Genomic DNA, 19,126 nt, shown 5'->3' with positions numbered 1-19,126 from the left:
ATGCGGGGCGCGCGCGACGCTTGCGCAAGCCCGGGCCTCGCAGTACCTCCTAGGCACCCAATCGAACCCCGTCGCGATGGAGACATCCGGTAGTGCAAAAGTCCAATTCGTCCCTGCTGCTTACCGCGTTGCTCGCGAGCTCGCTCCTTTCGGGGTGCAGCACGACCACTCGCAATCCGGATCTTCCCACCGGCGCCGCCGCCTATGACACGATTCCCGCAACGGTTCCGGTGCCCACCAGCTACCCCCTCCGGGCGAAGGACGTCCTGACGCTGCGCGTGTTCGGCGAACCCGACATTTCGCAGGACGAACTGCGGGTCGACGAATCCGGCATGATCCAGGTGCCGTTGATCGGGAGCGTCAAGGCCGCAGGCCGTGGTGCCGAGGACGTGGCAGCCGAGATCACGCAACGCCTCGGACAGAATTACCTGCGCAATCCGCAGGTTGCCGTCTCCGTCAAGGAAGTGGCGCTGAGCTACGTCTCGGTCGAAGGCGAAGTCAAGAAGCCGGGGGTCTACGAGATCGACGGCCGGACCACCCTGCTCGCCTCGATTGCCCGCGCAGAAAGCCCCACCCCGACGGCGAAGCTCGACGAAGTCGTGGTGTTTCGCACCATCGACGAACAGCGCATGGTCGCCCGCTTCGACCTCAAGCGGATCCGGACGGGCCTCGATCCCGACCCCATGATTCTCGACGGCGACGTCGTCATGGTCGGCTTCTCCGCCTCGAAGGGCCTGTGGCAGGACGTGCTGCGGACAGCGCCATTCTTCAACGCCTTTGCGGTGCTCAGCACCCGCTAAGCCCCGTTCCGAAAGCCTGGCCGCCGCGCCGCATCACCTGCGCTTGGGGTGGTTTGATTTGACGCACTGCGGCATTCCCAATATCCTCCGCCCCGCCAGTCCGGGCCGCCGGATGGCGGGGCAATTTCAGGATAGTCATGACCAAGATCCATCCCGTCCTCGTCACCGGCGGCGCAGGTTATATCGGCAGCCATGCGGTCCTTGCGCTCAAGGATGCGGGCTGGCCGGTCGCCGTGATCGACAATCTGGTCACGGGCTTCCGCTTCGCCATTCCCGAAGGCGTGCCCTTCTACGAAGGCGACATCGAGGACGGCGTGCTGCTGGCCCGGATCTTTGCCGAACAGGGCATGGGCGACGGCGTAGGCGCCATCATGCATTTCGCAGGGTCGGTCGTCGTACCCGAATCGGTCGATAACCCGCTGAAGTACTACCACAACAACACCGCCAAGAGCCGGGCCCTGGTGGAGGCGGCCGTTGCGGCCGGCGTGCCGCACTTCATCTTCAGCTCGACGGCGGCGACCTACGGCATTCCCGAAGTCTCGCCCGTCACCGAAGACAGCCCGCGCGCGCCGATCAACCCCTACGGCATGTCCAAGCTCATGACCGAGTTCATGCTGGCCGACGTCGCCAAGGCTCATCCGTTCAACTACTGCGCGCTGCGCTATTTCAACGTCGCCGGCGCCGACCCGCAGGGCCGCACCGGGCAGTCGACGGCGGGCGCCACCCACCTCATCAAGGTCGCGGTGGAAGCCGCGCTGGGCAAGCGCAGCCACGTCGGCGTTTTCGGCACCGACTTCGACACGCCCGACGGGACGGGCGTGCGCGACTACATCCACGTCTCGGACCTCGCCAACGCGCATGTCCTCGCATTGGACGCGCTGATCGGCGAACCGGCCCGATCGCTGACGATGAACTGCGGCTACGGGCGCGGGTTCTCGGTGCTCGAAGTGCTCGACGCGGTGGATCGCGTCACCAACAAGCAAATCGATCGCCGCCTCGAAGGCCGCCGCGCCGGCGATCCGGATGCGCTGATCTCCGACAACAGCCGGATCAAGGCCACGATCCCCTGGGTGCCGCGCTATGCGGACCTGAACACCATCGTCGAACACGCCCTCGCCTGGGAACGCAAGCTGGGCGAGACGCAAGGCGCCTGATCGCCGTCCAGGCTACGCCTACCGCCGTTTCCTGAGTACCACGTAGATCGCGCCCTGGCCGCCATGGCGGCGATGGGCGCCGCGGATGGCGACAATGTCGGAGGCATGCTCGCTGGCGCCGAGCCAGTCGCCAACCTTGGCCCGGATGGCGCCGCGCGCGGTGCCGCGGTCGGCGGCGTCCACCGGGCGGGGCTTGCCGGTGACGATCAGCACCACCCGCGCGCCCATTGCCTTGGCCTGCGTCAGGCCATGCATGAGGCGCGAGTAGGCCTGGTCGAGCGTCGCTCCGTGGAGGTCGAGGCTGAAATCGGGCAGCAGAGTGCCCTTTGCGATCCTCTTGTCCCACGAACCGTCGAGCGGAGCGGGCGTCTCGGGCCGTGGCTTGGCAGGAACGGGCTTGGGCGCCAACGGCGGCGGGATACGGCCCCTGATCTTCTTCGCAGGCAGCGCCGGCGGCGCCGCGACGGTCGGCGTCACGGCCTGCTCGCTCTCTGCGCTGCGGGCGGGAATCCGGCGCTCGAGCGGCTTCACGGTACGCGCCACTTGCGCCCAGACTTGCGCTTCCTCGGCGGTGAGCCTGCGCCCGGGACGTCTCATCGCGCGCCAAGCCGCGCCAGCGTTCCCTTGGGGACGAGGACGAGCGCGCTGCCGCGCCCGCTCATGCCGCCCGCCGTGGTGCGCGCCTGTGCACCCGCTCCCCAGAAGGTGTCGAAGCGGTTGGCACCCTTGATCGCGCCGCCGGTATCCTGCGCGATCCACAGGCCGTTGGCCTCGCGCCGGTCGACGTCGAGCCACACCGGGGCGCCCAGCGGCACGTAGCGCGGGTCGGTGGCGACCGAGTTGCCCGCCCGCACCGGCACGTTCAGCGCGCCAAGCGGGCCGTCGCCGTTCAGGACCTTAAAGAAGACCCACGAACGGTTCCGTTCCATCAGGGCGCGGCCCTCTTCGGGATGCTCGCGGATATATTGCATGATGCCCTGCATGGAACCGGAATACTGACCCGGGCCCGAGCCGACCAGCCCCATGTCGCGCATGATGCCGCCGATGCCCGTGTAGGGCAACCCGTTCTGGCCGGCATAGCCGATCCGCGTCACCGTCCCGTCGGCGCCGACGAGGCGGCCAGAGCCCTGGACCTGGAGAAAGAAGAACTCGACCGGATCGGCGACCCAGGCGATCTCCAGACCTTTGCCCGCAAGAGCGCCTGCATCGATCTGGGCACGGTCGTAGTATGCGGTGAACGCGCCGTTGGCTGCGTAGCGACCAAGCGGCATGCGCCCGTCCTTGAGCGGCGCCGCGTCGCCGGGGCGGGCCCGCACGAGATCGGTGGGAAAGCCGTAGACCGGCACGGTATATCCGGGAAGCGGAGCGCGTGCGCCCGCGATCTGGGGTTCGTAGTAGCCGGTGGCATAGGCGGCACCGTCGCCGACGCGGGCAGTCTCGAAGTAGCTGGTGAAGAACGCGGTGGGCGATCCGGCTCCCCAGTTCACCGCTGCGGTGCAGGCCTGGCGCCAGTCGGCCGGGCGGGTCAACCCGCTGCCATCGGTGCGCGCGGTCAGGCGCGGGCAACTCTCGCGAAAAGAGGCAAGAGCGCCTGCCGCATCGGCGGCGGTCATCGGCAGGGCCGAGACTGCGGGCCCTGCGCGGACACCCAGGAGAAGCGCGTTCTGCGCAGGCGGCTGCGTTACTCCCCCGGGGCCCGGACGGACAGGTGGGCGCGGCGTCGAGGGTCCGCCAGTGCTGGGAATGACGCCGCCGCACGCCGCAAGCGCGGCCAGCAAGGCGAGGACGAACAGCGATCGCACCGACCGACGGGCGATTCCCGCCGCATCCCCCCGAAACTGCAAGATCGTCGTCTCCCCAACGCCAACGCCCCGCACACTGGGCGCGGGGCGGTTTTCAGGCGCGAATGGATATCAGCCCCGGATCGGGGATCAACCTTCGTCGGTTTCTTCGAGCAGCCAGTCGGGATCAGGCGAGTTCACGGCGCGACCAAAGGTCCATACGTCGATCGCCTCGATGGCGTCGTCGAGTGAGCCGGCGACGACGTGACCTTCCGCATCGCGGGTCACGGCGGCGATGTCGGCGCGCAGGCGCAGAGTGATGCGGGCATAGCCATCCTCGACACCGGCCGCGACGAACGCGGTTTCCTCGATACGGATCAGGCGGTTGTCGAGCGTCTCACCCGCGTCGATGCGAGCGTCGATCGCCTGGGCGAAGCCGGCATAGACGTCATCGTCACATAGCTGGCGCAATTCCGCCTTGTCGCCCTTCCAGAAGGCTTCGAGGATCATGCGATAGGCACTGCGCGCGCCTTCGACGAAGGCGGCGGGATCGAAGCGGCGGTCGACCTGGGCGATTTCGGCAAGGCCGCGCTCGACGGACGGGGGGGCCAGAGGCATCTCGCGCAGACGCTGCGGCTGCTGGGTGCGGCCGCGGTCATCGCCACGCGCGTCGGGCTTGGAGGGCGCGGCGACGCGCGCACCCGGCTGGCCCTGGCGGCCTTCGAAGCGCCCCTGGATCGGCTCCTCCTCATGCTCGGCACGGCGACCGAGCACGGAATAGAGCCGCAGGCCGAGGAAGGCTGCGATCATGGCCAGGATCACTATTTCCGGTGTCACGTCCCTAAATCCATCCCTTCTGTCCGCGCGCCACCAGATGAACGCCTTCGTGGCGTCCCGGAATTGCAGCGGCTGGCTCGCGGCCCATGCAGCGAAGCCCCTTTGGGGAGACTCCGGCACATCGACCTTAGCACTCCAACATAGACCCAGATAGGTAGGCTTTACAAATGAACAACGCGTGAGCGGCCGGTTCGGGGTATTTTTCCGCCGGTTCGAAGCGGCATGGAGACTGCCTTCCCACGCGCCTTGCATCCTATCGGGACATGCAGACTACAATTTTCCGGATGCTCGGGTGTTCCACGATCGGGCAAAATGTTTTAGGCGCCCCGGCACGCACATCCACTTTTTTCATGCGGGACGATCATCAGATGGCCGACGAAGGCAACATCATTTCCGACCTCAACCTCGGAAACGGCGAAGACAACGGACCCGCGGCGGGGATCATCTCCCAGTACGTCAAGGATCTCTCGGTCGAGAATCCGAACGCGCCCGAGAGCTTCGCGTGGCAGGACCAGCCGCAGATCGACGTGCAGTTCAACATCGGCGCGCGCGCGATCGATGGCGAAGTCCACGAGGTCGAGCTGAAGATCACCTGCGCGTCGCGCACCGATGCCGGCGTCGCCTTCGCGGTCGAGCTGAGCTACTGCGCGCTCGTGGGCATGCGCAACCTGGAAGAGCAGCAGAGCCACGCGTTCCTGTTCGCCGAAGCCCCGCGCATCCTCTTCCCGTTCGCCCGCCGCGTGATCGCCGACGCCGTGCGCGATGCCGGCTTCGCACCGCTCCTGCTCGAGCCGATCGACTTCAACGGCCTCTACATCCAGCAGTTGCAGGCCCAGGCCCAGCAGGAAGAAGCGGGAATGGGCGAGCCGGTCGGCCACGCCTGAGGCATCCGTCGTACCGGGATCGACCCGGGACCGAAGGCAGTTCTTCAGGCGGTACCTTGCGCCAGGGCCACCGCCGGCAGCGCTCCCCCGAAGCCACTCCCACGGTCCCGGGCTCGACCGGGACGACGCCATTTTCGTGAGGGCCTCCGTCGCATGAACCTCGCCCCATGAACCTCGCCAAGGCCCTTGCCAGCGTCGGCGGACTGACGCTGGCCAGCCGCGTACTCGGCCTCGTGCGCGACAGCCTGTTCGCGCGCTTCGTCGGCGCGGGCTTCGCGTCCGACGCGTTCCTCATCGCGTTCCGGCTGCCCAACATGTTCCGCGCCCTGTTCGCGGAAGGGGCCTTCGCCTCGGCCTTCATCCCGATGTTCAACAAGAAGGTCGGCGACCCGCAAGGGAACGGCCTGCCCGCCGGCATCCTTTTCGCCGAACAGGCGCTCTCCGTGCTGCTGCCGGTCCTGATCGTCATGACCGTGGCGCTCGAAGTCCTCGCCTGGCCGGTGACGCTGCTGCTGTCGGGCGGGTTCAACGACGTCACCCAAGACCAGTTCGCCTTCGCGGTCTCGCTCAGCCGCATGACGATCCCCTACCTCGCGCTCATCAGCCTGGTCTCGCTGCTAGGCGGCATCCTCAATTCCATGGGCAAGTTCTGGGTCAATGCCGCTGCGCCGATCCTGCTCAACCTGACGCTGATCGTCGCGCTGCTGGGCTTCCATTCCGACGACCCGCTGCTGACCGCGCGCAACCAGGCGATCGGGGTCTCGGTGTCCGGCGCTCTGCAACTTGCCTGGCTGGTCTGGGCCTGTCGTGCCAACGGCGTCTCGATGCGCCTGCGGATGCCGGTGTGGAACGCCGACGTGAAGCAGTTGCTCAGGCTGATCCTTCCGGCCGCCGCCGGCGCGGGCGCGGTACAGATCAACCTCGTCATCTCGACCGCGCTCGCCGCCTACCTGCTGGCGCACGGATCGGTGACCTACATCTACATGGCCGACCGGCTGAACCAGCTCCCCCTGGGCCTCATCGGCATAGGCCTTGGCACCGTGCTCCTTCCCACCATCTCGCGTCAGCTCGGCGCCGGGCAGGACGCGGAAGCGATGGAGACGCAGAACCGCGGGCTCGAACTCGCGCTGCTGCTCACCCTGCCCGCCGCCGTCGCGCTGATCGTGTGCGGCGCCCCGATCGCCGGCGCCCTGTTCGGCTACGGCAAGTTCGACGCCACCGACGTCGCCCGCACCGCCGAAGCGCTCGCCGCGTTCTCGATCGGGCTGCCCAGCTACATCCTCGTCAAGGTGCTCACGCCCGGCTTCTACGCGCGGCAGGATACCAAGACGCCGGTGCGCTACGCGATGATCTCGATGGTGGTGAACCTGGTCGGCAACCTGGTCCTGATCGTGCCGCTGCAGCACATGGGCCCGCCGCTGGCCACCGCGATCGCCTCCACCGTCAATGTCGCCATGCTCTACTGGACGCTGGTGAAGCGCGGCCACTTCGTCGTCGACGCCCGCCTGCGGCGACGAGGCCCGCGTCTCGCGCTGGCGGCGGTGGCGATGGGCGTGGCGCTGTGGTTCGGGCAGGCGCTGATGATGCCCTACATCCACGGCACCTGGCTCGTGCGTGGCCTTGCGCTGGCGGTGCTGGTCTCGGCCGGCTGCCTCGTCTATGGGCTCGCCACGGTGGTCTCGGGCGCCTTCACCCGCGACGACCTCAAGCTCCTGCGGCGCCGCCGCTAACCGACCTTTCGAAACGGACATCCCATGCGTATCGTCTCCGGCATCCAGCCCACCGGCAACCTGCACCTCGGCAACTACCTGGGCGCAATCCGCAACTGGGTGGCGATGCAGGACCAGGTCTCGGCCGAAGGGGGCGAGTGCCTGTACTTCCTGGCCGACCTCCACGCGATCTCGATGCCGCACGTACCCGCGGACCTCGGCGCCAACACCCGCGAGATGGTCGCCGCGCTGGTCGCCTGCGGGATCGATCCCGACCGCTCGATCCTGTTCAACCAGGCACAGGTGCCGCAGCATTCCGAGATGCAATGGCTGCTCAACGGCACCGCGCGGATGGGCTGGCTGAACCGCATGACGCAGTGGAAGGACAAGGCCGGCAAGAACCGCGAGGGCGCCAGCGTCGCGCTGTTCACCTACCCGGTGCTGCAGGCCGCCGACGTGCTGCTCTACCAGGCCACCCACGTCCCCGTGGGCGAGGACCAGAAGCAGCATCTCGAACTCGCCCGCGACGTCGCGCAGAAGTTCAACAACGACTTCGGCACCGAGGACGCGCCGGTCTTCACCCTGCCCGCGCCGTTCATCCCGCCCGAGGCCGCCCGCATCATGTCCCTGCGCGACGGCACCGCCAAGATGAGCAAGTCGGACCCCTCCGACATGAGCCGCATCAACATGACCGACAGCGCCGACACGATCATGCAGAAGGTCAAGAAGGCCAAGACCGACCCCGAGCCGCTGCCTTCGGACAAGGCCGGCCTCGAAGGCCGCGCCGAGGCGAAGAACCTCGTGGCCGTCTATGCGGTGATGGCCGGGACGACGGTGGACGCAGTGCTGGCCGACTTCGGCGGAGAGGGCTTCGGCAAGTTCAAGCCGGCGCTGGGCGAACTGCTGGTCGAGAAGCTGGCCCCGATCAACGAGCGCTTCGTGGCCTTGCGCGAGGACCGCGCCGCGCTCGATGCGATCCTGCGCAAGGGAGCCGAAAAGGCCCGGGCCCTGGCGATCCCGACGCTGGAGAGGACTTACGAGGCACTCGGCCTGTTGCGGGGCTGAAGGGGACGCTTGCATGGTCGCGGGGTCGGCGCTGGACTAAGGGCGAGTGGTCGCGAGGGGAACGGCCGCCTTCGGGGTTTGCGATTCGAAAAGCGGCCTGTCCGAACTCGCCCTTGAAGCGGACGTTGCTCGTCTCGCGCTATCGAGATAGCTATCGCCTATGCCGACATTCATACTTTGGACGCTCGCGGCGCTGGTCGCCACCATCTACTGTATCGCCAAAGCTGTAATTGACCTTCGTGCAGGCAAGTACGCGTGGAGTGCGTTGGGTTTCGCTAGCGCGGTCGTGTTGGCGACAATGCCCGTACAGACGCATTCGGTGACTGTCGATCTCCCCGCGGCGGCAGAATAACTGACTGCTTGCCACTCCCGTACGGCAGATGAGCTTCGCGGAAGAGGAATGGGCCCTCGCCCAGCGTGTCTACCTGCGCGCCGTGCAGCATGCGCTTAACCCTACCGGCCAGGCGACCACGGCGGGGCCGATGACGATGAGCCCCGCAGGCCAGCCCAACGACCAGAGCACGTTCGCTTCGACCTTCACCCGCTTCGGGCTCTTTGCCGGGCAGGCGGCGGCGGCGCTGCGCTCGGAAGGCATCACGGTCGAGCACCTTGGCCTGCGCCCAACCGACACGTTCGACCACGGCCGCACGATCGCCCACCACAAGATCGCGATCGACCGGTCCGCCATCGCCATGATCTACTGGCGCAGCGGCGGCGCCCATTTGGTGGTCGTGGGCCGGGCGACGAACCGCGACGTCACTTACCGCGATCCCTGGGACAGCGCGGTCAACGAACTCGCCAACGACAGCCTCTATCTCGCCAACTACGGCGACTTCGGGGTCGTGGGCGAAATCCTCTACCTCTCGCTGCCGCCGCAGTGACGATCGGCCACGGCGGGCCGGCCGGTCAGCCCAGCAGTTTCTCTCGCCGCCGGACCCACGGTGCGGCCAGGGCCGAGACTTCGCCCAGCGCCTCGAGCCCAGCCCGGTCGACCTTGTGGTCCCCGGCGATGAGCAGGCCGAAGACGCGCAGCACGCTCCAGTCGGGGAACGGTCGGTCGGCCAGTTCCATAGTGTCGCCGGCCGCGACGCTGCCCTCCTCGATCACCCGGTAGTACCACCCGGGCCGCCGCGACCGGATGCAGCCCGCGTTGACCTTGGCACCGTCGAAGCGGTGGTCGAGCTTCCAGCATGGCTGGCGGCCCTGGCTGACCTCGACGAGCGCGGTGCCCATCCGCCAGCGGTCGCCGATGCAGACGGTGCCCTCGGTGAGGCCGGTGGTGGAGACGTTCTCCCCGAAGGCGCCATAGCCGTCGAGAAGTGGATGGTCGCCGATCGCCTCGCGCCACCAGGCGTAGTGGTCGTGCGGATAGTGGTGGATTGCCTTGTCGGGCCCGCCGTGCACCGTCAGGTCGGCCTGCGCGTCGCCCTCCAGGCCCAGCCGGTGGACACGCACCGGGCCGGCCACCGGAGCCTTGGCGATGGCGCTCGGCTCGCCGGGACCACGGAACGGGGCGACCTTCCCGCACTGCACGGAAAGAATGGGGATCGGACTCGTCATCGGCCACCACACTTCCTACATGGAGAGCAAGCGATCAAGTCGTCGATCACTTGGACGGCGGGTGAACGGGCCACACGGCCCGTCGCATGTCAAATTCCATTCAACCGCTATTCAGCGCGTTGATTTTACGACAGGATCGCAAGGTATCGAGAGCCGCGCCCGGAACAGGCGTCACGGGCTCTTCGGGTTCGTGGAGCAGACAATGATGACACACCGTTCCGGATCGCAGATAGGCAGGCTCCGCCTCGCCGCAGCCGCCGCGCTGCTCATGGCGCTGGCCGCCTGCGCCTCTCCCTTCAAGGCCGACGTCTCGCGATTCCAGTCGCAGTTGCCGGCCCCTTCGGGCCAGACTTTCGCCATCGTCGCCGACGATCCCAAGCTCTCGGGCGGCCTCGAGTTTGCCCAGTACGCTTCGATCGTGCGCGATCGCATGGCCAAGGTCGGCTACGTGCCGGTGGAAGACCCGGCCCGCGCCAACCTCATCGTCCGCTTCGACTACGGCGTCGACGGCGGCCGCGAGCGCGTTCGCAGCACGCCCATGGCGGGTTCCTACTGGGGTCCCTGGGGCGGTTATGGCGGCTTCTACGGCCGTGGCCGCTTCGGTGGTTTCGGTGGCTGGGGCGGCCCGTGGCGCTATGGCTTCTACGACCCGTTCTTCGACAACGGCGTCGAATCGTACACGGTGTTCACCAGCGGCATCGGCCTGAAGATCGACCGCGCCGCCGACGGCCAGCGCCTGTTCGAAGGCAAGGCGGAAGCCGTATCGACCTCGAACCGTCTGCAGTACCTCGTCCCCAACCTGGTCGAGGCGATGTTCACCAATTTCCCCGGCAATTCCGGAGAGACCGTGCGCATCACCGTCGCGCCGGAGAAGAAGTGACCTGGTGAATTGAACCGACAGGCTCCCGCCTTGCGAAAGGTGGGAGACATCAAGGGACGGGTCCGCTGAAATAATGCGGGCCCGTCCCTTTGCTATGGGGATCGCGAAGCACCTTGTCCCCACCCCGGATTATCCTGACCGATGCATAACTTCATGGCCATCCTCTCGCAGCTCTTCTGGGGAGTCACGATCGGCGCCCTGAGCGCCGCTTTCGAGACGCTGGCGAAGGGTGCAGTGATGATCGGAGGCCTGGGCGGCGCGGGCTGGTACGGTCTCAAGTGGCGCAAGGCGCGGCGCGAACGGGACAAGCGCGGGGATTGAGTATTGTCATGGTTATTCGAGTGGATTTTCGAAGGCATCCTGCAGGAAGCCGGCGAAACCATTCACCGCAGATACGGGTGGGGCGGCTGCCTGTCGGTGCTGCTGGTACTCGCGCTTCTCTTCGTCACCATAGTGTGGCTGGCCGGGATTTTCCCCAGCCAGCAATGAAGTTCAATTCCCCAGCGCGACGACCCCGCCGGTGGAGCCGAAGCCGCCTTCGCCCCGCGCGGTGTCGTCGAGTTCGTCGACCTTGAGCCACGAGGCGCGCGTCACCGGCGCCAGCACCAGTTGGGCCACGCGGTCGCCCCGCACGATCTCGAAGGGCGCCGAGCCGAGATTGACGAGGATCACCTTCAACTCGCCGCGATAGTCCGAATCGACGGTGCCGGGCGAATTGGGCACGCTTATGCCGTGCTTGAGCGCGAGCCCCGAACGCGGGCGCACCTGAATCTCGAACCCGGCGGGAATCGCCACGGACAGTCCCGTCGCCACGGCATGACGCCCGCCCGGAGCGATGGTGACGTCCTCCGCCGACACAACGTCCATGCCGGCCGCGCCATCGGTGGCGTAGGCGGGCAGGTCCAGGCCCTCGCCGTGGGGCAGGACCTTGACCATGACGGGGACTTCAGCGGGGGAGTGCATCGGTGAACCTTTCGACGAGGACGCGCGCGACGTCCTCCTTGGGCATTTCGGGAAGGGAAACCACCTCGTCGGCAGTGACGATGTGGACGGTATTGGCATCACCACCCATCACGTCGCCCGACACGTCGTTGGCGACGATCCAGTCGGCGCCTTTGCGCAGGCGTTTTTCCTGGGCGTAGCGGACCACATCCTGCGTCTCGGCGGCGAAGCCGACCACCAGGGCGGGCCGTTCGGCGCTGCGGGCGAGCGTGGCCAGGATGTCGGGATTCTCGGTGAGTTCGAGCGCGGGCGGAGCGACCGTCCCGTCGGCGCCCTTGCGTTTCTTGAGCTTCTGCCCCGCCGCCTGTACGACGCGCCAGTCGGCAACGGCGGCGACCATGACCGCGATGTCGGCAGGCAAAGCCTCGCCTACCGCCTCGGCCATCTCCAGCGCGCTCTCGACGTCGACGCGCTCGACGCCCGGCGGCGTCGGCAAATGCACCGGCCCGGCGATCAGCGTCACGCGCGCGCCCGCCTGCGCGGCGGCGGCAGCGATCGCGAAGCCCTGCTTTCCCGAGGACCGGTTCGCGATGTAGCGCACCGGATCGATGGGTTCGTGCGTGGGCCCGGCGGTGACGAGCACATGGCGGCCGTAAAGCGGGCGGTGTTCGTCGCCGCGGTCGAAATCGGGCTGGCCGGCGAGCGGATCGAGGGGTTCGGGAATGGCGCCCCCGGTGACAAGGTGGTTGATCGCGTCGGGATCGGTGGGCGGCGCAGCGCGCGCGGCGCCTTTGGCCACCAGCGGCGGCAAGGCAGGGACATCCTCGAGGCCGATCGCCTTCTTCGCCCGCTGCAAGCCGCGCGAGATCATCGAGCCGGTCACGCCGCCCAGGCCCAGCCCTTCGGAGGTTTCCTCGCTGCCGGGCACCGGAGCCACCTCGATCGGACCGAGGCCGAGTGCCCATGCGATCCGCTGCCAGATCATCGCGACTTCCGGCAGGCGCCCCGGACCGAACTCGCCGCAGGCCATCGGCCCCTCGTCGGGCTCCATCACGTCGACACCCGAGGCGCGCAGGGTCTGGACGTTGCGCGTGGTCGCGGCGTGCTGCCACATCCGCACGTTCATCGCCGGGATCGCCATGACCGGCTTGTCGGTCGCCAGCAGCAGGGTCGTCGCGAGGTCGTCGGCGATACCTGCCGCCATCTTTGCGAGCAGGTCCGCCGTCGCCGGGCAGACCACGACGAGGTCAGCCTCGCGGCTGAGCTGGATATGCCCCATCTCGGCCTCGTTGCGCAGGTCCCACAAGGTGGTGTGGACCGGCTTTTCGGAGAGTGCGGCCAAAGTCATCGGCGTCACGAACTTCGCGCCGCCGTCGGTCAGCACGCACGTAACGGAGCCGCCTTCCTTGCGGATGGTGCGCACGAGTTCACACGACTTGTATGCGGCGATGCCGCCGCCAACGACCAGCAGAATCCGGGGTCCGTTCATGACCGGGCTTGTGCAACAGCGAGCAGGCACGCGCAACGGATTTGCTGCGGGCGCCGTACGCCTGCAGTCAACGCCCGATCCTGGCCGCCGCCACAAGCTGCGCCAGCGCGCGCGGCGCGAAGACCAGTCCCGCGAACATGGCCGGCGCGATCATCGCTCCCCAGTAGAAGTTGTCCCACCGCCCCGCGATCATGAACGCCACGCCATAGCCCGCGCACAGCAGGAAGCCGAACAGCCCCGAGAGGCTGCGCCAGCCGAGCCACCCGAATGTCATCAGGATCACTGCCGGCCCCGCGAGGAAATGCGGCAGCCAGCGCAAGTTGCTCGACTGCACGACGTTGGCCAGCCAGCCCGTCATCCCGCGCATCACCAGCCAGGGCGGACCATGCCGCTCACCCGGCAGCACATCGCGCGCGATCAGGTCCAGGTGCCCGTACAGCGCGGCGAAGAACACGAGGGTAAGCGCGATCCAGGCCGCGCCCTCGCGCCAGTTGCGCTGCCACAAGGCAAATGCGAGCATGAGCAGGACGTAAGGTAGCGTATGCTCGCGGATGGCGAGCGCCAGCGCTGCTACCGCAAAGGCAGCGACCCAGCGCCCGCCCTGCCCGTTCCGGCCGATACGATGCAGGCCGAAGGACAGCGCCACCAGGCCGCCGGCCCACAGCTCGTGCAAGGGAAAGTAGTGTCGGTTGAGGCCGAGGGACGCGCCGACGAAGACCAGGGACGTACCCAGCCGGCGGACGCGGCCGCGATCCTCGGGCTCCTCGCCCAGCCGCTGCCACCACACGGCAATGATCGCCAGCATCAGCGCGATCGCCGCAACGAGTTGCCCGGTTTTGCCGAGCCAGGCGTCAAGGTAGGCCAGCGTCGGCAGGCGCACGGCGATTCCGGGGTTCACCGGATAGTCGCGGGCGCGCTGCTCGGAGACGATGAAGTCGTAGTAGTTCTCACCCCTCGCGATGCGCTCGATCACCACTTCGTAGAGCGCGATGTCCTCGTCGTAGGGTTTGTCCTTAGTGTCGATCGCCTTGCCCGAAGGGTCGAGCGGACCTTCGACGGGGCCCTCCCACGGAGAGCGGTTGCCGGGCTTGTTGGTCGGCACGATCATCGCCGCGATCAGCACCAGCAGCAGCGCGGCCAGGAAGGCGCGCGCCAGCGCGGGCGACAGGCGCGCGAAATGGCCTGCCGGCGCCTGCGTGGCAGGCGTCGCGGCGACGGCGGGGCTCAGCCCAGAAGTGTCCAGTACGTCAGTGCCCACGCCGCAGTGCCCCCTAGGATTGCGGCCGCGATATAGCCCACCCAGTGGTTACTTTCGCGTTTACGAGCCCAGATGATGTCGACGTCGGGCAACGGTGCCTGCTCCGGCGCGCCGCCCTTGGGCGGGAACGCGTCCTCGATCCGGCGAACCAGCGCGGGCAGGCGCAGCAGTGTCTCGACGTCCTCGCGCACGCGATCGACGATCATGGCCTCCGGACCCAGCTCGTCGCGTATCCAGTCCTTCACGAAAGGCCCGGACACGTCCCACATGTTGATCTGCGGATCGAGCGCGGTGGCCAGGCCCTCCACCATTACCATGGTCTTCTGCAACAGCAGCAGGTGCGGCTGCACTGCCATGTCGAAATCGCGGGTGATGGCGAAGAGACCGTCGAGCATGGCGCCGACGGACAGTTCCGACACCGCCTTGCCGCGCATCGGCTCGCCAACCGCGCGCAGCGCCGTCGCGAACTCCTCGACGGTGTGATAGCTGGGCACGTACTGTGCCTCGAAGTGGATCTCGGCAACGCGGCGGTAGTTGCCGGTCGTCAACCCGTAGAGGATCTCGGCCAGCCACAACCGCGCCTGTCGGTTGATCCGGCCCATGATGCCGAAGTCGATCGCCACGATCGTGCTGTCGCGCCCGGGCCCGCCCTGCACGAACAGGTTGCCCTGGTGCATGTCGGCGTGGAAGAATCCGCAGGAAATCGCCTGCGTCAGGAATGTCAGCACCAGCCGCCGGGCAAGCGCGGGGAGATCGTACCCGGTATCGCGCAGGGCGGCCAGGTTGCTCATCTTGATGCCGTCGATCCATTCGACCGTCAGCACCGAGCCGGTGGTGCGATCCCAGTCGATGTCGGGGACGCGGTAGTCCTCGATGCCGCGCATCGCGTCGGCCAGTTCGGAGGCCGAGGCGGCCTCGCGCCGCAAGTCGAACTCCCGCAGCGTCCAGCGCTTCAGGTTGGCGATCACCGCGCGCGGGCGAAGGCGCGTCGCCTCGCCGCCCAGCGCCTCGAGGTGGGCGGCCGCCCATTCGTACGTGTCGACATCGCGGGCGAACTGCTCGCGGATGCCGGGACGCAGGACCTTGACCGCCACCGCGCGCCCGTCCGGCGTGACGGCACGATGGACCTGGGCGATCGAGGCCGCGCCTACCGGGTCTTCATCGATGCTGGCGAAGATCGCCTCGAGCGGGCGGCCGAAACTGGTTTCGATCGCCGCGCGGATCTGTGCGAAAGGCACCGGCGGCAGGCTGTCCTGCAGGCTCAGCAGATTGCGCGCAGGGATTTCGCCGACGAGGTCGGGCCGTGTGGCCAGCGCCTGGCCGAGCTTGATCGCGGCCGGGCCGATCTCCTGGAACGCCCCTGCATAGTCCGGCTCGGAAGGCTGGCGCGTGCCGAAGCGGGCGATCCGGCACAGCCGCTTGACCGGGGCCGGCACGTTGCGGTCGTTCTCGATCCCGCGCAAGGCGCCGTGGCGTGCGAGCACGCGGCCCCACTTGAGCAGGCGCAGGATATGCGTGGCAGTGGTGGTCACCGGGTCGTCAGACCTTCCAGCCCGAATGGATCGCGACGAGGCCACCCATGATCGGCTCGACCTTGGTGTGCCGGAAGCCGGCTGCGCGGATCATCCGCTCGAACTCGGGCATCGGCGGGAAGCGGCGGATCGATTCGATCAGGTAGCGGTACGAATCGGCGTCGCCTGCGATCATCTGCCCGATCTTGGGCACCAGCTTGTGCGAGTAGGCATCGTAGACTTCCTTGAAGCCTGGCCATTCCGTGGTCGAGAATTCGAGGCAGAAGAAGCGCCCGCCATAGTTCAGCACCCGGTGGGCCTCGGCCAGTGCCTTGTCGATATGCGTCACGTTGCGGATGCCGAAGGCGATCGTGTAGGCATCGAAGAAACGATCGGGGAACGTCAGTTCCTCGGCGTTCTGGCGCGACCACACGAGCGTGTCGATGCCCTGGTCCATGGCCCGCTCGACGCCGACGTCGAGCATGTCCTGGTTGATGTCGGAAACGGTGATCTTCGCCCCCGCCTTCTCCATGCGGAAGGCGATGTCGCCGGTGCCGCCGGCCATGTCGAGGATCTGCTCATGCGCGCGCGGCTTCACGCGGCGCACGAACTTGTCCTTCCAGACCCGGTGCATGCCGCCGGACATGGCGTCGTTCATGATGTCGTACTTGCGCGCGACGGCGGAGAAGACGGCGCCCACGCGCTGTTCCTTCTCCTCGGGACGGACCTCTTCGTATCCGAAGGAAACGGTATCGTTCATGCCGCCGTCCTCTAACCATCCGCGGGCGGCGGCGCCACCTTAGTTTTACCTGTCATGACGGCATTCGTCATCAACAAGCCGTCCCGATTGCGGCATTGTGGCGCACCGGCATGGCAAACGGGCCGGCATAGCGCAGTTGCGGGAGGTGCTTGCCCCGGTGGGACGAAGCAGGCAGCATCCCGCGCACAGGGAACCGGCATCCGCCCGGCATGGAGGACAGCAATGACCGACTTCGATCCCAAGCCCGCCAGCTCCGCCCCCGCATCGGGGTTCGAGTTCAACAACCCGACGATCGTCAACCTTCTCTACCTGGCTTCCTACCTGACCGGGATCACCGGCATAGTCGGCGTCGTGCTCGCCTACGTCTGGCGTGGCGAGCCGAAGGAGCAGTGGGAAGTCTCGCACTACGAGTATGCGATCAAGACCTTCTGGATCTTCCTGGTGGGGACGGTCGTGGGCTTCGTGCTCCTGGTCGCGCTGATCGGCTTCCTGATCCTGCCGGCGGTCGCGGTACTGGTGATCGTGCGCTGCGTCCTGAGCCTGCTCAACGCACAGAAGCATGCGCCCATGCCCAACCCCGGTAGTTGGCTGGTATGAGTCAGGCCAGCCAGTACGCGCTCGCGGCGAGCCAAACCACCTGCAGCGCGGCGATCATGTGGAGGCGCCCGACGAAGGGCTGCTTGCGCGTCTTGTGCCGGAAGGCATGGCGCGCGGCATAGGCGCCGGGACTGCCGCCTGCCGCAGCGAGCCACAGCAGCGTCGATTCCGCGATCCGGCGGCGACGCGTTCTGGCGCGCGACTTGTCGATGGCGAAGGTCACGAACGTGGCGAGGTTGAGCATGGCCAGGGCGGCGCAGGCGACGGCGACGAAGCTCATCGCGGGTCGACCACCCCGTCGCTGCACGGATTTACCGCAAGCATTTCCTTGAATCCCATTTTAGAACGGTCATTGCATAGCCGGGCGGGGTATATCCGTGATATTCTTGCGCAAGGAATTACATGCCCCCGAGGACCTGATGGACGATATTCCACCGCCGCTCGAGATCGCCAAGTCGGTTTCCGCCCTGCTGACCGAAGAGCTTGAAGGAGGGCATTCCGAGGAGGTCACCCTCCCGCGCGCCTACGCGGTGCTCTGCCTTGGCCTGCTCAACGCCGTCGTCGAGGTTTGGGAAGGCTCCGGCGGGCTGCTGCACTGATCGCGGCGGCAGTCACCTCTCCGCCACCCATTCTCGCCGCAGCGCCGGACCGGCCAGCGCCATCAACGTCGCGGCAAGCAGGTACAGAGCCAGCGCGAAGAGCATCGAGTAGCGCAGCGATTCCGTTCCCCACACCGGCACCAGCGCTTTCGACAGCGCCCCCAGCGCGTAGATGCCGCCGCCCAGGCCGATCAGGTTGTTGATGAGCAGGAACAGAGCCGAGGCGGTGGCGCGCGCAGGTGGCGCGACGAGGTGCTGCACCGCGCTCGTCACCGGGCCCAGCCAGAAGTAGGCGAGCGCCTGGGGCACCAGGAACAGCAGGAAGGCCAGCGGTACGCTCGAGGTCCAGATGCCGCCGGCGAACAGCGGCACTGCGCAGACGAAGGCGATCGCGGGGACCCGGCCATACCAGGCGCGGTCGCCCTTCCCCAGCCGGTCCGCCAGCGCTCCGCCGGCCAGCACGCCTGCGCATCCGCCCAGCAGCAGCACGGCGCCGATGAACCAGGAGGTATGGACGAGATCGAGCCCGAAGCTGCGCTGGAGCAGGCTCGGCAGCCAGAACGCCAGCCCATAGCCCAGCATCGAACTGGACGCGGCGCCGAAGCTCAGCAGCCAGAAAGCCCGTTTGCCCGCCAGTATCCTCGCCACTTCACCGAAGCGGATCGCAGGACCGTCCGTGGTCGAGGGCACTGGCCGCGGCCGGTCGCGCACCACCACCTTGAACAGCGGCGCGATGACGATCCCCGCCAGCCCGACGACGAGGAACGCCGTGCGCCAGTCCACCATCTGCGCGACATAGCCGCCCGCCAGCACCCCGGTGGCCGATCCGAGCGGGATACCCAGCGAGTAGATCGACAGCGCGAAGGCGCGCCGCTCGCTGGGGAAGTGGTCGCCGATCACCGCATAGCTGGGCGCGACGCCGCCCGCCTCGCCGATGCCCACGCCCAGCCGCGCGAGGAAAATGTGCCAGAACCCTTGCGCCAGTCCACAGACCGAGGTGAACAGGCTCCACAGGACGAGCGAGCCGGTGATGACCCAGGAGCGGCTCGTGCGGTCGGCCAGCCAGGCCAGCGGTACGCCGAGCGTCGAATAGAGGATGGCGAAGGCGAGCCCCCCCAGCATCCCGAGCTGCGCGTCGTCGAGCCCGAGGTCGGCCTGGATCGGCGCCGCCAGGATCGAGAGGATCTGGCGGTCGACGAAATTGAAGACGTAGACGAGGAGCAGCATCCCCAGGACGAGGTTCGGGGATGCCTGCCGGGCGTCCGTTGGTCCGTTCATCGCCTGTCGCCTTTTTCCATCG

At 67.5% G+C, this 19,126-nt stretch carries 22 protein-coding genes; 11 read left to right on the top strand and 11 right to left on the bottom strand.

All coding sequences use genetic code 11. The annotated features are described in order from the left end of the window. Positions 1-92: 92 nt before the first annotated feature. Positions 93-800 carry a polysaccharide biosynthesis/export family protein gene (locus tag ACFFDA_RS26040; protein ID WP_404480172.1) on the top strand — a complete coding sequence of 236 codons (708 nt, stop codon included), beginning with the start codon at positions 93-95 and terminating at the stop codon, positions 798-800. A gap of 137 nt (positions 801-937) precedes the next feature. Then, complete coding sequence (galE, locus tag ACFFDA_RS26035) at positions 938-1,954, top strand: UDP-glucose 4-epimerase GalE (protein WP_404480171.1); 1,017 nt, start codon at positions 938-940, stop codon at positions 1,952-1,954. 18 nt (positions 1,955-1,972) lie between these two features. Here the strand turns inward: galE and ACFFDA_RS26030 are convergent, their stop codons facing one another. The 3 genes from ACFFDA_RS26030 to ACFFDA_RS26020 form a co-directional block, all read right to left on the bottom strand. Beyond that, entirely contained in the window at positions 1,973-2,551 is a 579-nt protein-coding gene (locus ACFFDA_RS26030; RefSeq protein WP_404480170.1) for a Smr/MutS family protein, read from the bottom strand. Further along, the gene (locus tag ACFFDA_RS26025; RefSeq protein ID WP_404480169.1) at positions 2,548-3,798 is read right to left on the bottom strand and encodes a murein transglycosylase A; all 1,251 of its coding nucleotides are present in this window, start codon (positions 3,796-3,798) and stop codon (positions 2,548-2,550) included. Before ACFFDA_RS26025 ends, ACFFDA_RS26030 begins: the two co-directional genes overlap by 4 nt. 87 nt (positions 3,799-3,885) lie before the next feature. Then, the gene (locus tag ACFFDA_RS26020) at positions 3,886-4,572 is read right to left on the bottom strand and encodes a Tim44/TimA family putative adaptor protein (RefSeq protein WP_404480168.1); all 687 of its coding nucleotides are present in this window, start codon (positions 4,570-4,572) and stop codon (positions 3,886-3,888) included. A gap of 368 nt (positions 4,573-4,940) precedes the next feature. On the opposite strand from ACFFDA_RS26020, the gene secB reads away from it, so the two are divergent. From secB to ACFFDA_RS26000, 4 genes are all read left to right on the top strand, one after another. Beyond that, positions 4,941-5,456 (top strand): protein-export chaperone SecB, encoded by a 516-nt coding sequence (gene secB, locus ACFFDA_RS26015; protein WP_404480167.1) that lies wholly within the window; start codon positions 4,941-4,943, stop codon positions 5,454-5,456. 167 nt (positions 5,457-5,623) lie between these two features. Beyond that, a complete protein-coding gene (gene murJ, locus ACFFDA_RS26010) occupies positions 5,624-7,186 on the top strand; it encodes a murein biosynthesis integral membrane protein MurJ (protein WP_404480166.1) in 1,563 nt (520 codons plus the stop codon). Between the two features lie 24 nt (positions 7,187-7,210). Beyond that, a complete protein-coding gene (trpS, locus tag ACFFDA_RS26005; protein ID WP_404480165.1) occupies positions 7,211-8,230 on the top strand; it encodes a tryptophan--tRNA ligase in 1,020 nt (339 codons plus the stop codon). Between the two features lie 380 nt (positions 8,231-8,610). Further along, a complete protein-coding gene (locus tag ACFFDA_RS26000; RefSeq protein WP_404480164.1) occupies positions 8,611-9,111 on the top strand; it encodes a hypothetical protein in 501 nt (166 codons plus the stop codon). A gap of 25 nt (positions 9,112-9,136) precedes the next feature. Here ACFFDA_RS26000 and ACFFDA_RS25995 read toward each other — a convergent pair whose 3' ends face one another. Further along, on the bottom strand, positions 9,137-9,790 hold the full coding sequence (locus ACFFDA_RS25995) for an MOSC domain-containing protein (RefSeq protein WP_404480163.1): 654 nt from the start codon (positions 9,788-9,790) through the stop codon (positions 9,137-9,139). Positions 9,791-9,995: 205 nt separating this feature from the next. On the opposite strand from ACFFDA_RS25995, the gene ACFFDA_RS25990 reads away from it, so the two are divergent. The 3 genes from ACFFDA_RS25990 (at position 9,996) to ACFFDA_RS25980 (ending at position 11,159) form a co-directional block, all read left to right on the top strand. Continuing rightward, positions 9,996-10,670: a DUF4136 domain-containing protein gene (locus ACFFDA_RS25990; protein WP_404482881.1), complete on the top strand. Its 675-nt coding sequence runs from the start codon at positions 9,996-9,998 to the stop codon at positions 10,668-10,670. A 153-nt stretch (positions 10,671-10,823) separates the two neighbouring features. Then, complete coding sequence (locus tag ACFFDA_RS25985) at positions 10,824-10,991, top strand: hypothetical protein (protein WP_404480162.1); 168 nt, start codon at positions 10,824-10,826, stop codon at positions 10,989-10,991. A 3-nt stretch (positions 10,992-10,994) separates the two neighbouring features. Next, complete coding sequence (locus tag ACFFDA_RS25980) at positions 10,995-11,159, top strand: hypothetical protein (protein WP_404480161.1); 165 nt, start codon at positions 10,995-10,997, stop codon at positions 11,157-11,159. A 3-nt stretch (positions 11,160-11,162) separates the two neighbouring features. Here the strand turns inward: ACFFDA_RS25980 and dut are convergent, their stop codons facing one another. The 5 genes from dut to ACFFDA_RS25955 form a co-directional block, all read right to left on the bottom strand. Continuing rightward, a complete protein-coding gene (gene dut / locus ACFFDA_RS25975) occupies positions 11,163-11,633 on the bottom strand; it encodes a dUTP diphosphatase (protein WP_404480160.1) in 471 nt (156 codons plus the stop codon). After that, a complete protein-coding gene (locus ACFFDA_RS25970) occupies positions 11,617-13,101 on the bottom strand; it encodes a bifunctional phosphopantothenoylcysteine decarboxylase/phosphopantothenate synthase (RefSeq protein ID WP_404480159.1) in 1,485 nt (494 codons plus the stop codon). Before ACFFDA_RS25970 ends, dut begins: the two co-directional genes overlap by 17 nt. A gap of 67 nt (positions 13,102-13,168) precedes the next feature. After that, a complete protein-coding gene (locus tag ACFFDA_RS25965) occupies positions 13,169-14,359 on the bottom strand; it encodes a hypothetical protein (RefSeq protein ID WP_404480158.1) in 1,191 nt (396 codons plus the stop codon). After that, positions 14,326-15,891 carry a 2-polyprenylphenol 6-hydroxylase gene (gene ubiB / locus ACFFDA_RS25960; RefSeq protein WP_404480157.1) on the bottom strand — a complete coding sequence of 522 codons (1,566 nt, stop codon included), beginning with the start codon at positions 15,889-15,891 and terminating at the stop codon, positions 14,326-14,328. Before ubiB ends, ACFFDA_RS25965 begins: the two co-directional genes overlap by 34 nt. Positions 15,892-15,898: 7 nt before the next feature. Next, positions 15,899-16,630 (bottom strand): class I SAM-dependent methyltransferase, encoded by a 732-nt coding sequence (locus tag ACFFDA_RS25955; protein ID WP_404480155.1) that lies wholly within the window; start codon positions 16,628-16,630, stop codon positions 15,899-15,901. Between the two features lie 222 nt (positions 16,631-16,852). Between ACFFDA_RS25955 and ACFFDA_RS25950 the strand changes: the two genes are divergently transcribed. Then, the gene (locus ACFFDA_RS25950; RefSeq protein ID WP_404480154.1) at positions 16,853-17,227 is read left to right on the top strand and encodes a DUF4870 family protein; all 375 of its coding nucleotides are present in this window, start codon (positions 16,853-16,855) and stop codon (positions 17,225-17,227) included. Position 17,228: 1 nt separating this feature from the next. Here the strand turns inward: ACFFDA_RS25950 and ACFFDA_RS25945 are convergent, their stop codons facing one another. Beyond that, positions 17,229-17,507, bottom strand: a complete 279-nt coding sequence (locus tag ACFFDA_RS25945) for a DUF1294 domain-containing protein (protein WP_404480153.1) — start codon at positions 17,505-17,507, stop codon at positions 17,229-17,231. A gap of 139 nt (positions 17,508-17,646) precedes the next feature. Between ACFFDA_RS25945 and ACFFDA_RS25940 the strand changes: the two genes are divergently transcribed. Continuing rightward, the gene (locus tag ACFFDA_RS25940) at positions 17,647-17,826 is read left to right on the top strand and encodes a hypothetical protein (RefSeq protein WP_404480152.1); all 180 of its coding nucleotides are present in this window, start codon (positions 17,647-17,649) and stop codon (positions 17,824-17,826) included. Positions 17,827-17,838: 12 nt separating this feature from the next. Here ACFFDA_RS25940 and ACFFDA_RS25935 read toward each other — a convergent pair whose 3' ends face one another. Further along, positions 17,839-19,104 (bottom strand): spinster family MFS transporter, encoded by a 1,266-nt coding sequence (locus ACFFDA_RS25935; RefSeq protein ID WP_404480151.1) that lies wholly within the window; start codon positions 19,102-19,104, stop codon positions 17,839-17,841. Between the last annotated feature and the right edge of the window lie 22 nt (positions 19,105-19,126).

The sequence above is a fragment of the Novosphingobium sp. BL-52-GroH genome, from assembly GCF_044813085.1.
Classification (GTDB): domain Bacteria; phylum Pseudomonadota; class Alphaproteobacteria; order Sphingomonadales; family Sphingomonadaceae; genus Novosphingobium.
This window is presented reverse-complemented; position numbering and strand designations above follow the sequence as displayed.